The organism is Pseudomonas sp. IPO3778 (assembly GCF_013386825.1).
In the GTDB taxonomy this organism is placed as follows: Bacteria; Pseudomonadota; Gammaproteobacteria; order Pseudomonadales; family Pseudomonadaceae; genus Aquipseudomonas.
Genome location: NZ_JACARC010000021.1, coordinates 164,148 through 176,718, shown reverse-complemented (window position 1 = coordinate 176,718; position 12,571 = coordinate 164,148). Strand labels below are relative to the sequence as shown.

Below are 12,571 nucleotides of genomic sequence, written 5' to 3'. Positions count from 1 at the left end.
AAACGCCATGCCCACCACCTCCGTTTTCCAGTCATTGGCCGAGTCTGCAAGACAGCACGGTACCCCGCTCTGGTGTTATGAGGCCGAGACCATCAGGGCCCGCATCCATCAATTGCAGGGTTTTGATGGGGTTCGATACGCGCAGAAAGCCTGCTCCAACCTGCATATTCTTCGGTTGATTCGCGAACAAGGCGTACGGATCGATGCGGTGTCGCTGGGGGAAATCGAGCGGGCACTGTTGGCTGGATTCAGCCCTGATGGCGACCCGGCCGGCATTGTTTTTACCTGTGATCTATTCGATGAAGCGACGTTGCGCCGTGTGGTGGAGCTGCAGGTGGAAGTGAACACCGGCTCGATTGATATGCTGCGCCAACTGGGTCAGCGGTCGCCCGGCCACCGCGTGTGGCTGCGGATCAACCCGGGGTTTGGTCACGGTCACAGCCGCAAGACCAACACCGGTGGCGAAAACAGCAAACACGGCATCTGGCACGAGCAGGTGCAGGACGCGCTCAACGTGATCCGGCAATTCGACCTGAAGCTGGTGGGCGTGCACATGCATATCGGCTCCGGTGTGGACTACGCACACCTTGAGCAAGTGGGCTGTGCCATGGTCTCAGTGGTGAAGGCACTGGACCACGATATCGAAGCGTTTTCCATCGGTGGGGGGCTTGTCACGCCTTATCGTGTGGAGGACGAACCGGTGGATATCCAGAGTTATGCGAGCACCTGGCGCCAGGCCAAACAGGAGATTGAAACCTGGCTTGCTCATCCGGTGCGGATGGAGATCGAGCCGGGCCGCTTCCTGGTCGCGGAGTCGGGCTATCTGGTCACCGAAGTTCGGGCGGTAAAAAAAGTGGGTAGCAGGAACTTCATCCTGGTGGATGCCGGCTTCAATGACCTGATGCGGCCTGCGCTCTATGGTGCCTATCACCACATGACATTACTGGATGCCCACGGTGTGCCGGTCAGCCGCTCGGAGCACCTGTGCGTAGTGGGCGGCCCGTTGTGCGAGGCTGGCGATATTTTCACCCAGGATGACCAAGGCATCACGCCGCGCATGTTGCCTGAAGCGCAGGTGGGTGATTGGTTGGTGATTCACGATGCTGGCGCGTATGGCGCCGCCATGTCGTCCAATTACAATAGCCGCCCCTTGTTGCCCGAAGTCTTGATCGAGCACGGGCAGGGGAAATTGATTCGACGCCCGCAACCGTTGTCGGACTTGCTGGCGTTGGAGTTGGGGCTTTGACGCACCCATAAAAAAACCGGCCACCAAGAGCCGGTTTTTTTACACATCCCCCGTCAACAACCAGCCTGACGCAGGACCTAAATCTGAGTGGAGCGGGTAGAGGGAATCGAACCCTCATCTAAAGCTTGGGAAGCTTTCGTTCTACCACTAAACTATACCCGCTCAGAGCGGCTGACTTTGTACCAGATGTGCTCGCGGATTTGAAGTTTTTCTTCGAAAAATGTGTGGTTTGCGGTCGTTCAGCAAACCAGCAACGGCCCTTTGCAGGCGCAAGCTGGCTCGCGATGGACTCAAGAGCGCCGCGTTTTTCCAGGAAACCCGCGTTATCGTTGACGTCCATCGCGGGCAAGCCCGCTCCCACAGGTGGGCGGTGGCTCATAGCGCGAAGGCATGCTGTGGCTGCGACGCGTGGTACCGCAACCGGCTCGGTTGCTGCTCCGGCCGCAAAAAGCCCATCAACGCCTCTCGGCTATCCCGGCACGCCGCCTTGTGCTCCATGTCCAAAAAGTGCCCGGTCGCTTGAATCGTCCCGAAGCTGCTTTTCGCAATATGTTGCCCAAATAGCTTGGCGTCCTGAGCGCTGGTGTACTCGTCCCATTCGCCGTTCAAAAACAGCACCGGTATATCAATCTGCTTCGCCGCCTTGAGGTAGCACAGCCGGTCGCTGTTCAGCACGTGGCTGATGTGGAAGTGCATCTGCCCATATTCATGCTCGGCCAAGCTGCTCACGTGCTTGTGGTTGAAGCGTTTGAACAGCGACGGCAGGTGTTTGCCGATGGTGTTGTTGACCAGGTGGCCCACGCGGTCGCGGTCGAGGTTGCCGAGGTAGTCGACGCCGCGCTCCAGGTAGTCGCGCATGGGCGCGTTGATCACCGGGGAGAATGAGCTGATCACCGCCTTTTCCACACGGCGTGGCCGGTGGGCGAGGGCGACGAGGGTCGCGGCACCGCCCCAGGAAAAGGACAGCACGTGTTCGGCGGCGAAGTGGTCGATGAGTTCCAGAAGGATCTGGCCTTCGACTTCTTTCGTCAGCATCTGCTCGTGGCGGTTGTGGATTTTGGAGCGACCGGCGTAGGGCTGGTCGTACAAAACCACGTTGAACGTCGGGTGCAGGCTTTTCACGGTCTGGGCGAAAGACGCGGTAGTGGCCATTGAGCCGTTGACCAGGATGATGGTCTTGGCGGCTGCGTCCGCGCGATAGAACTCCGTGTAAACCCGATACTGACCCTGTATATCCAGCACAGCGATTTCTGGCCTCATGTCGTAAGACTCCTGGCAAGCGGGTAATGCGCGCAGATCACTCTGCACGAGCTTTGTGACAGGTAGGCATACGCCTGAAAGTGAGGGCCCATGTCGGTCCGGTACTGGCAGGCCGACGGGTGTTGTTATGGCGGGCAATTTGCCGTGAGAGGCCCGCAGATCAAGCGTGCGGACGGGCAAAGTGTTTCTTGTAGGTAGGGGTGACTCGCCAGTCAGATTGCGGCTGGCTGGGTTGATTCAAGCATCAGGGATGCCAGTTCGCCAGTCGACGGCGTGGTTTTTTGCCATCATCGGCTGAACGGTCATCAGACCTGTTGGATTTCAGCGTCCGTGAGCGCCCGGTACTGCCCTGGGGCAAGGGCCGCATCCAGTTCCAGCGGCCCCATGCGCTCGCGGTGCAGGCGCATCACTTTGTTGTCGAAGTGCCCGAACATGCGCTTCACCTGGTGATAACGCCCTTCAATGATGCTCAGGCGCGCCGTTCTGGGGCCCAAGAGCGCCAGTTCCGCCGGCTGGGTGGTGAGGTCTTCGAAGGCGAAGTACAGGCCGGCGGCGAAGGTGGCCGCGTATTCCGGGCCAATATCCTGCTCGGTCTCGACGTAATAGACCTTGGGCAGTTTGGTTTGCGGCTGGGTCAGGCGGCGCGACCACTGGCCGTCGTTGGTGATCAGCAGCAGGCCGGTGGTGTTGAAATCCAGGCGACCGGCGATGTGCAGCTCGTGCTTGTCCGGTTCGTCCAGCAGATCGAGCACGGTGGGGTGTTGCGGGTCTGATGTGGCGCTCACGCAGCCCTGGGGTTTGTGCAGCATGAAGTAGCGCGCAGGTTTGCCGGCTTGCAGCACCTCGTCATCCAGCAACACGCGGCTGAACTCGCTTACCGGGTGGTGCGGGTCGCTGACGGCCTGGCCGTTGACGGTAATCCGCCGCTCCACCAGCAACAGGCGCACTTGCTTGCGGTTGAAACGGGGCAGGTTGCTGAGGAAGCGATCTACGCGCATTACGACCGCTCGTTCCCGCGCAGTTGTTCGTCGACCTGGGCGCAGCGCGGGCACAGGCAGGCTTTGTTGCGCAACTCCGGCGCCAACGCTTCAAGCACCGCCGGGTCGATGCTCACGGAGTAGCACCAGCAGGCCTGGTCGGCAGTACGCGGGTCGGCCAGGGCGCAGTCGTTGCGGGCGCCGCAGGCGGGGCAGAGGGTTGGCGTGGTCATCGGTCGGTTCAGGCTGTATCGGACAAGGTCCCGGTGAAACCCGGTGTGCCTTGCACGATACAGCCCCGCCGCGTTATTGCAAATCACGCTCCAGCACGACCACCCGTTGCCCTGCACCAATACCGCTGCCCGGTTGCACGGGGATCTCGCGCACGGTGCCGGCGAACGGCGCGAGCACCGGGATTTCCATTTTCATCGACTCCAGGATGACCAACACATCACCCGCAGCAACGCGTTCTCCAGTAGTCACCTGCACTTGCCAGAGATTGCCGGCGATGTGGCTGTCGATGCTGTATTCGTTGGCCTGCAACGGCGTGTCTGCGCCCAGTGGTGCGGCGAGTTCCTCGCTGTCGAAATGCGCCTGGCCGCTGGCGATCCAGCGGTCGCGCTCGGCGTTGAACGCGCGTTGCTGCTGCCCGCGAAACGCGCCAATGCTCTCGGCTTCCCGGGTGAGGAACGCCTGGTAATCCGTCAGGTTCAATTGGCTGTGTTCGATGTTCAGTTCAAACCGGCCAAGGGGGAAATCCCGGCGAATCTGCACCAGCTCATCCGCGCTCACCGGGTAAAAGCGGATCTGGTCGAAGAAGCGCAGCAGCCACGGTTTACCATCGAACGCCGCCACTTCCCGGTAGCGGTTCCACATCTGCAAGGTGCGCCCGACGAACTGATAACCGCCGGGGCCTTCCATGCCGTACACGCACAGGTAGGCGCCGCCGATGCCCACGGAGTTTTCAGCGGTCCAGGTGCGCGCCGGGTTGTATTTGGTGGTGACCAGGCGGTGGCGCGGGTCCAGCGGCGTGGCCACCGGTGCACCGAGGTAGACGTCGCCCAGGCCCATTACCAGGTAGCTGGCATCGAAGACCGTGTGGCGCACTTCGTCGAGGTTGGCCAGGTCGTTGATGCGGCGGATGAACTCCAGGTTGCTCGGGCACCAGGGCGCGTCTTTGCGCACGGTGGTCATGTATTTTTCGATGGCCAGTTGGCAGGCCGGGTCGTCCCAGGACAGTGGCAGGTGAACGATGCGCGACGGCACTTGAAGGTTGTGGCTGGCGCAGACGGTGTGCCATTCGGTGGTGATCAATGCCAGAAGGTCGGCGAGGGGCAGTTGCTCAGGCTGGTAGTGGATTTGCAGGGAGCGGATGCCGGGGGTCAGGTCGATGACGCCGTGCAGGGCGCGGGTTTCGAAGGCTTGCATCAGGGCGTGGGCGCGAAAGCGCAGCACCAGGTCCAGTTCAGGAGCGCCGATTTCCAGGAGCAGGTGGGTGTCGCCGGCGAGGCGGGCGACGAGGCGGGTGTCGTCACGGCCAACCTCCAACACCTCCGGCGACTCGATCAACTGTGGGAGCGGGCTTGCTCGCGAAAGCATCGCCTCGGTCTGCCTGTCGGACCGTGTTGCTTGCATCGCGGGCAAGCCCGACTCCCACACGTGGTCCCATTTCAAGGCGAGATCGCGGGCGGTCTTTATGTCGACCGGGGTGAAGCGGATTTTGTCGCCAGCCTTGAGTTGGCCCAACTGCCACAAGTCCGCCTCGATCACCGTCACCGGGCACACAAACCCACCCAGGCTCGGGCCATCGGGGCCGAGGATCACCGGCATGTCCCCGGTGAAATCCACCGCGCCAATCGCATAGGGATTGTCGTGGATGTTGGACGGATGCAACCCCGCCTCGCCACCGTCCGTACGTGCCCACAACGGCTTCGGCCCGATCAGCCTCACACCCGTGCGGCTGGAGTTGAAATGCACTTCCCACTGAGTGGCAAAGAACGTTTCGATGTACTCCGGCTTGAAGTATTCCGGCGCGCCATGAGGGCCATAAATCACCCGCAATGTGCGAACCTCGGCCAGCGGCTCGGGCGTAAAGGTCTTGCCGCAACTGCCATCCTCCAATGGCCGTAAATGCAACACATCCCCCGCCCGTAAAGCCCGCCCGCCATGCCCACCAAACTGCCCGAGGGTGAAGGTACTTTTGCTGCCCAGATAATCCGGAACCTGCAGCCCGCCGCGCACGCACAGGTAGCTGCGGGCACCGGCCCCGGCGATGGTGCCCAGGCTCAAGGTCGCGCCCGCCGGGATCAACAACGCGGTGTTCATCGGCACCGCTTCATCACTCAATCGCAGCGCAACGTCCGCGCCGGTCACCGCCACCACCGCCGCACACTTGAAGCGCAACAACGGCCCGCTCATGGTGATTTCCAGCGCGGCGGCACCCTCGGCATTCCCCAGCAGGCGATTGCCCAGGCGCAAGGCGCGGCTGTCCATCGGCCCCGACGGCGGTACGCCCACGGCCCAGTAACCCAGGCGCCCGGGGTAATCCTGAACACTGGTCTGCGTGCCGGCGCTCAGCACTTCAAACGTATCGGCGTGGTACACCAGATCTTCCAGGCAGCGGGTCCACGGCTGCCCGCTGGCGAAGGGTGCGGCCAGCAGAATTTGGCGCAGGTAATCGCGGTTGGTTTCCACGCCGTACAACTGGCTGTTGCTTAGCGCCTGATGCAGGTCCAGCCGCGCCTGTTCGCGGGTCGGCGCCCAGGTGATGAGCTTGGCGATCATCGGGTCGAAGTAGGGCGGGATCTCGCAACCGGCCTCCACCCACGTGTCGACGCGCAGGCCTTCAGCAACCGGGAACTCCACACAGGTCAACAAGCCCGGGCTTGGCTGAAAATCCCTGCCCGGGTCTTCGGCATACAGGCGCGCCTGAATCGCGTGGCCGTGAGGCTTCAGTTCCAGCGTGTGTAAAGGCGGCAATTCGTCGGCGGCCAACTGCACCATCCAGCGCACCAGGTCCACGCCCCACACTTGCTCGGTGACGCCATGCTCCACCTGCAACCGGGTGTTCACTTCCAGAAAATAGAAGCGGCCATCGGCGCTATCAAAGATAAATTCCACGGTGCCGGCACTGCGGTAATTCACCGCCTTGGCCAGGGTGATGGCAGCACGGCAAAGCTCATCCGCCATGCCGTCGGGCAAGTTTGGCGCCGGGGTTTCCTCGAGCACTTTCTGGTTGCGCCGCTGCACCGAACAATCGCGCACGCCGAGGGCGATCACCTCGCCGCACCCATCACCAAACACCTGCACTTCCAGGTGCCGGGCGTGCTGGATGTACTTCTCGATAAACACACCGGCGTCGCTGAAGTTGTTCTGGCCCAGGCGTTTGACCGCCTCGAAACAGTCGCGCAATTCATCGGCACTGTGGCACACGCGCATGCCGATGCCGCCACCGCCGGCGGTGCTTTTAAGCATGATCGGATAGCCCACGGTTTCACCGGCCAGCAGCGCGGCGTCGAGGCTGTTGAGCAGTTCGGTGCCTTCCAGCAGCGGGATGTGGTGCTGCTTGGCCAACGCACGGGCGGTGTGCTTGAGGCCGAACACCCGCAGCTGTTCCGGCGTCGGGCCGACGAAGGCGATGCCGGCTGTTTCGCAGGCTTCGGCGAAGGCGGCGTTTTCCGAGAGAAAGCCGTAGCCGGGATGAATCGCGGTGGCGCCACAGGCCTTGGCCGTGGCGAGGATTTTCTCGACCGACAAATACGTGCCGGCCGCCGCGCCTTCGCCCAGGCTGTAGGCCTCGTCCGCCTGCTGGATATGCAGGCTGGCGGCATCGGCTTCGGAATACACCGCCACGCCCTTTACCGACAGCTCGCGCAAGGTGCGCAGGATGCGGCAGGCGATGGCGCCACGGTTGGCGATCAACAGTTTTTCGAACATGGCAAAACCCCGCAGGCCGATGAGTGCTCGGCCTTGTCCTGGGATGCGGGCCGTCCCGCAAAAGTGGAGGGCGCTGCGGTCGTCCGGAGCGCAAATTTCAACACCAATGGAGATCAACGGTGGGAGCCGGGCTTGCCCGCGATGGCGGTGGGTCAGTCACCTCATATGTTGGCTGATCCACCGCTATCGCAGGCAAGCCAGCTCCCACAGGTCATCTTCCACAGTTGGTCTTCAGCGTTTTTGGAGGCACTGCCCCGCTCGGGCCTGGCACAGGGCGAACAACCACTGACGCAAGCGCTTCATTTTCAGTTCCATACCAGTAACTCCGCCGGGGTGGGGTTGTAGCCGTTGCACGGGTTGTTCAGTTGCGGGCAGTTGGAGATCAGTACGATCACGTCCATCTCGGCCCGCAGGTCGACGTATTTGCCGGGGGCGGAAATACCGTCTTCAAACGTCAGCCCGCCATCGGCGGTCACCGGCACATTCATGAAGAAATTGATGTTCGGCCCGATGTCACTTTTGCCCAGCCGGCCATCGTGGGCGCAGGCCCGCAGGTAGTTGTCACGGCAGCTGTGCATGTAGCGTTTTTCCAGGGCGTAGCGCACGGTGTTGCTCTCTTGGGCGCAGGCGCCGCCGAGGGTGTCGTGGCGCCCGCAGGTGTCGTCGATGAGGGTCAGCATCGGCTGGCCGAGGTTGGAATACAGCACGCTGCCGGTGCTCAGGTACACGCTGTTTTGCCGGCGTAAGGTGCGCTGCACGTCGTAGCGTTCCTTGGGGTTTTGCAGGCTGTAGAACAGCGTGTCGACCGCCTGGTTGCCCTCAAGGTCGAGGATGCGCAGGGTCTGGCCGGCCTTGACTTCCATCAGCCAGGGTTCGCCGGCGGGGATGGTCGCGCGGTACACGGCCGCGTCCGGTTGTTTGGCGAGTGCGATAGACATGGCAGGTCCTCAGGCGAACAGACGGTCGGTGTTGATAAAGCCGCGCTCATTTTCCGGGCGCGAGGTGCGGCAGTGTTCGGCGACGCTTTTGTCGGCGTTCATCCAGCTGAGTTTCAGCGGCTGCGGCGCGTATTCGGGGTTCGGGTCCATGGGATGCTGCAGGGCGGTGAGCACCACCAGGGTGTCCATCGGCGCGTAGAGTTCGATGTAGTCGCCGGCCTTGGAATGACCGGCCACAAAATGCAGGCCGCCGGCGTCATCCACCGTGACTTTGCTGAACAGATTGAGGGTCATCAGCAGGTCGGAAAGCCCCAGGCCCCACTTGCCCAATTCCACCAGCAGGTTGTCGGTGCCGTTGCGGTAGAAGCCGTTGCGCAGCTCTTGATAGCGGCCATTGCCGTATTTTTCCGCAACCTCGGAGGCGCATAGCACGCCGCCGATGCTGTCGCTCCAGCCGCAGGTGTCGGCGGTGATGGCGGCCAGCACGCGGCCCATGTCCGAGTACAAGCAATGGCCGCTGGTGAGTTTGGCGGTGTGTTGGCATTTGAGGCTGTCGGGCAGGTTCAGGCGCTCGGTTTTTTCGTTGGCGTTGAGCAGGGTCAGGCTGACGTTGGCACCGCCGCGGATGTCGGTGAGGCGCAGCAGTTGGCCGCGCTTGAGCACGAAGGAACGGTGGCCGCCGCCGGGGAGCATTTCCTCGGCGAAGGGTGGGAACAATTGCGTTGAGTCGGTCATTTGGAAGTGGCTCCAAGTTCGGCGGCGATCGCCTTGCGGCGCTCGCTGTTCAAAGGGATGTCGTAGGTGATGCGGGCGCCGTAAGCGCCGGGGGCGTGCGGGTCGAGGCGCACCTTGTCGAACACCAGCAAGCGGGTGCCGAGGCTGAAGCCTTCGCTCAGGTCGTGGGTGACCATGAACACCGTCAGCCTGGTTTCGCGCCACAGCTCCAGTAACAGCAGGTGCATGTCTTTGCGAATGCCCGGGTCGAGGGCGCCGAAGGGTTCGTCCAGCAGCAACACGCGAGGCTTCATGATCAGCGCCTGGGCGATGGCCAGCCGCTGTTGCATGCCGCCGGAAAGCTGCGCCGGGTACTTGTCCAGGGCATGGCCCAAACCGACTTTATGCAGCAAGGCCGCGGCCTGTTCCCGTGCCTGTTTTTTTGCGCTGCCAAACAGGCGACCGAGTAACGGTGAGCGGGGCAGTTCGAGGCCCAGCGCCACGTTGTTCAGCACCGTCAAGTGCGGGAACACCGAGTAGCGCTGGAACACCACGCCACGGCTGGCATCGGGTTCGGCGGCCAGGGGGTTACCGTCCAGCAGGATCTCGCCATGGCTGGCGGTTTCCTGGCCCAGCAGCAGGCGCAGGAAGGTGGATTTACCGCAACCGGAAGTGCCGACCAAGGTGCAGAACTCGCCTTCGGCCACGTGCAGGTTCAAGCGTTCCAACACCACTTGGTCGCCGTAGCGCTGCCACACATTGTTGACGCTGATAAAACTCATGCGCGCGCTCCTTCGTACCAGGGGAACGCACGCCGGGTCAGGGCCTTGAGGCCCCAGTCCATCAGCCATGCCAGCAGGGTGATCCACACCACGTAGGGCAGGATCACGTCCATCGCCAGGTAGCGGCGCACCAGGAAGATCCGGTAACCCAGGCCGTCGGTGGAGGCGATCGCTTCGGCGGCAATCAGGAACAGCCACGCCGAGCCCAGCATCAGGCGCAGGGAGATCAGCAGGCGCGGCAGCAATTGCGGCAGCACCACCCGCAGCATCAGGGTCCAGGTGGAGGCGCCGAGGGTCTGCGCCTTCACCAGCAACTCCACGGGAATTTCCCGGGCGCGCTGCTCCAGGTCCCGTGCCAGGGCCGGAGTGATGCCGATCACGATCAGCATCACTTTCGACAATTCCCCCAGCCCGAACACGATGAACAGGATCGGCAGAATCGCCAGCGGCGGCACCATCGACAGCACCGTCAACAATGGCGACAACGGCGCACCGAACAGCGGCAAGGTGCCGGCAGCGATGCCCAGGCACAGGCCGGCGAGGGCGCTGATGCCCAAGCCAATCGCCAGGCGGCGCAGGCTGGAGGCGCTGTCTTGCCACAGCACGTACTCGCCGGTGCGGCTATCGGCGCTGAAGGCCAGGCGTTTCACCGCGTCGCCCATTTGCACGGCGCTGGGCAGCAGCTTGTCGTTGGGGTTGTCTGCCAGGCGCTCGGCCGAGCCCACGAAGTAGGCGAACAGCAGCAAAGCGAACGGCAGCAGCACCAACAGCAGGCGGCTGGAGCGTTCCGGGTGACGGTTGATCAGGCGCATGGCCGGGTCCTCTTACAGCGTGCCGTCGGCGGCCATCTGCACGTAGCTGGGGTCGAAATGCAGCTTGAGGTTGGCGGTGTCGCCGCTGGTCACGCCGTTGGCGAAGCTCATGCCCACGGCGCTGGTGTCCTTGGCGCCTTCACCCAGCAGGCCGTGCTGGAAGGAGAACTCGGCGACCTTGCGCATGGTGGCGGGCAACTGCGCGCTGGTGGCGAAGGCCAGGGCTTCCTTGGGCGTGGCGAACAGCTTGGTGGTGTCCAGTTGGGACTGGAAACCCTTGAGGTCAGTGCCGGAAGCCTTCGCCATGTGTTCCAGGGCTTGGGTGCTGGCGGCGTTTTTCGCGTTCATCAGGGCGACCACTTCAAACCAGGCGCCGGTCAGTGCTTTGCCCAGCTTGGGGTTGTCTTTGAGGGTCTGGGTGTTGACCACCATCATGTCCATGATTTCGCCGGGCACTTTGCTGGAGTCGAACACTTCGGTGACGCCGGGCTTGGCCTTGATCTCCGAGAGCATCGGGTTCCAGGTGGTGACGGCCTTGACCTCCTCGGTGTTGAAGGCGGCGGCGATATCGGCGTCGGAGGTGTTGACCACTTTCAGGTCTTTTTCGGTGAGGTCGGCTGACTCCAGGGCGCGGGCCAGCAGGTAGTGGGACACGGAGAGTTCCACCAGGTTGACGTTCATGCCCTTGAGGTCGGCGACCGTTTTGCCTTCGCCCTTGATGACCACGCCGTCGTTGCCGTTGGAGAAGTCGCTGACCACCAGCGCGGTGCTGTCCACGCCACCGGCGGCGGGGATGGTCAGGGCGTCCATGTTGGTCATGGTGCAGCCGTCGAACTGGCCGGCGGTGTACTGGTTGATGGATTCGACGTAGTCATTGAGCTGCACCATGTCGATCTTGATGCCGTACTTCTTGGCCCACTTGTCGAGGATGCCTTGGCTGCCGGCGTACTCCCACGGCATCCAACCGGCATAAATCGTCCAGCACACGCTGAAATGGTCTTTGGGGGCGGCTTGGGCGGAAAAACTCACCACGGCGGCGAAGGCGGCGGCGAGCAGGGCGGGTAAACGTATTGAGGGCATGGATGGTTCTCCAGTTGATCAAGGGCGAGCAGGAGCAACGCGGCACCGTAAACGGTGGCTTGTCTCCCGGGCTTTTATCCCGCCGTGTAACCTCAACTGGAGGTCGCCAACTCTCGGACCAGCCACTCGCCTTAGCGAGCCGGAACCCTAGTCAGCCATTGCAAATTGTGGTGCCGCGAACCTGTGATGACTCCTGCACGGAAGAGGTAAAGCGAGAGTCGTGCCAAGTGGCACCGGCGCAGCAACGGCGCGGGTTGGCGCGAGGAGGAGGGCGCAGGGCGCGCAGACTGTGCGTTGTGCTGGTGCGGGGTTGCACTGCAATGAGGCGACGATCAGATGTATCAATCTATGTCGAAATCGCACCAGATTCCGATTTTGATGTCAGATATTTCGTCAAGCAGTGAAAGCTGTTTGCCGCCCCCCAGCGTCGCTGGGTGTGCTCTTCCGCGGTCCAGGAGGCCGCCATGTATCGTCGACTGCTTCTCATCGCTTTGCTCGGTCTGACCCTGTCTGCGTGCGCGCCGTATTACGGTGGCGGCCAGGCCTATTACGGTTCCGAGGTCTACACAGCGCCTGCGCCCGCGTATTACTACGGCGGCGGCCCCTACTATCACTACCGCCAGGGTTACTACCCGCCACCACAGCGTTATTACCCGTCGCCGCGTTATTACCAGCCGGCGCCTCGTTATTACCCTTCAGGGCCGCGAGCCGGTTACCGGCCTTACCCCAACCAGGGTGGGGGCAATCACTGGGGTAATGGCGGTGGCCGTGGCCAGGGTGGCGGCAATCAGGGTGGCGGCCATGGCGGCGGGCACCGCTGAGGGTT

11 protein-coding genes, 1 tRNA gene and 1 riboswitch are annotated in these 12,571 nt (G+C 62.6%); of the genes, 2 read left to right on the top strand and 10 right to left on the bottom strand.

What is annotated here, in order from left to right:
• Nucleotides 1-7 precede the first annotated feature (7 nt).
• The gene (gene lysA, locus HX855_RS09675) at nt 8-1,246 is read left to right on the top strand and encodes a diaminopimelate decarboxylase (protein ID WP_177082642.1); all 1,239 of its coding nucleotides are present in this window, start codon (nt 8-10) and stop codon (nt 1,244-1,246) included.
• 88 nt (nt 1,247-1,334) lie between these two features.
• Here lysA and HX855_RS09670 read toward each other — a convergent pair.
• The 10 genes from HX855_RS09670 to HX855_RS09625 form a co-directional block, all read right to left on the bottom strand.
• A tRNA-Gly gene (locus tag HX855_RS09670) sits at nt 1,335-1,408 on the bottom strand.
• Between the two features lie 213 nt (nt 1,409-1,621).
• The gene (locus tag HX855_RS09665) at nt 1,622-2,506 is read right to left on the bottom strand and encodes an alpha/beta fold hydrolase (protein ID WP_177082640.1); all 885 of its coding nucleotides are present in this window, start codon (nt 2,504-2,506) and stop codon (nt 1,622-1,624) included.
• Between the two features lie 305 nt (nt 2,507-2,811).
• Nucleotides 2,812-3,504 carry a pseudouridine synthase gene (locus tag HX855_RS09660; protein ID WP_177082638.1) on the bottom strand — a complete coding sequence of 231 codons (693 nt, stop codon included), beginning with the start codon at nt 3,502-3,504 and terminating at the stop codon, nt 2,812-2,814.
• Nucleotides 3,504-3,716 (bottom strand): cysteine-rich CWC family protein, encoded by a 213-nt coding sequence (locus HX855_RS09655; protein ID WP_177082636.1) that lies wholly within the window; start codon nt 3,714-3,716, stop codon nt 3,504-3,506. Before HX855_RS09655 ends, HX855_RS09660 begins: the two co-directional genes overlap by 1 nt.
• A 73-nt stretch (nt 3,717-3,789) precedes the next feature.
• Entirely contained in the window at nt 3,790-7,419 is a 3,630-nt protein-coding gene (gene uca, locus HX855_RS09650; protein ID WP_177082634.1) for an urea carboxylase, read from the bottom strand.
• A 305-nt stretch (nt 7,420-7,724) separates the two neighbouring features.
• Nucleotides 7,725-8,357, bottom strand: coding sequence for an urea amidolyase associated protein UAAP2 (locus tag HX855_RS09645; protein ID WP_177082632.1), 633 nt, complete (start codon nt 8,355-8,357; stop codon nt 7,725-7,727).
• Nucleotides 8,358-8,366: 9 nt separating this feature from the next.
• Nucleotides 8,367-9,092 (bottom strand): urea amidolyase associated protein UAAP1, encoded by a 726-nt coding sequence (locus HX855_RS09640; RefSeq protein WP_177082630.1) that lies wholly within the window; start codon nt 9,090-9,092, stop codon nt 8,367-8,369.
• Nucleotides 9,089-9,853, bottom strand: coding sequence for an ABC transporter ATP-binding protein (locus HX855_RS09635; RefSeq protein ID WP_177082628.1), 765 nt, complete (start codon nt 9,851-9,853; stop codon nt 9,089-9,091). The genes HX855_RS09640 and HX855_RS09635 overlap by 4 nt, the downstream gene beginning before the upstream one ends.
• Entirely contained in the window at nt 9,850-10,665 is an 816-nt protein-coding gene (locus tag HX855_RS09630) for an ABC transporter permease (protein WP_177082626.1), read from the bottom strand. Before HX855_RS09630 ends, HX855_RS09635 begins: the two co-directional genes overlap by 4 nt.
• A 12-nt stretch (nt 10,666-10,677) precedes the next feature.
• A complete protein-coding gene (locus HX855_RS09625) occupies nt 10,678-11,745 on the bottom strand; it encodes a putative urea ABC transporter substrate-binding protein (protein ID WP_177082625.1) in 1,068 nt (355 codons plus the stop codon).
• Nucleotides 11,746-11,806: 61 nt separating this feature from the next.
• Nucleotides 11,807-11,907, bottom strand: a riboswitch (guanidine-I (ykkC/yxkD leader).
• A 302-nt stretch (nt 11,908-12,209) separates the two neighbouring features.
• Here HX855_RS09625 and HX855_RS09620 point away from each other — a divergent pair.
• Nucleotides 12,210-12,566 carry a hypothetical protein gene (locus HX855_RS09620; protein ID WP_177082623.1) on the top strand — a complete coding sequence of 119 codons (357 nt, stop codon included), beginning with the start codon at nt 12,210-12,212 and terminating at the stop codon, nt 12,564-12,566.
• Nucleotides 12,567-12,571 lie beyond the last annotated feature (5 nt).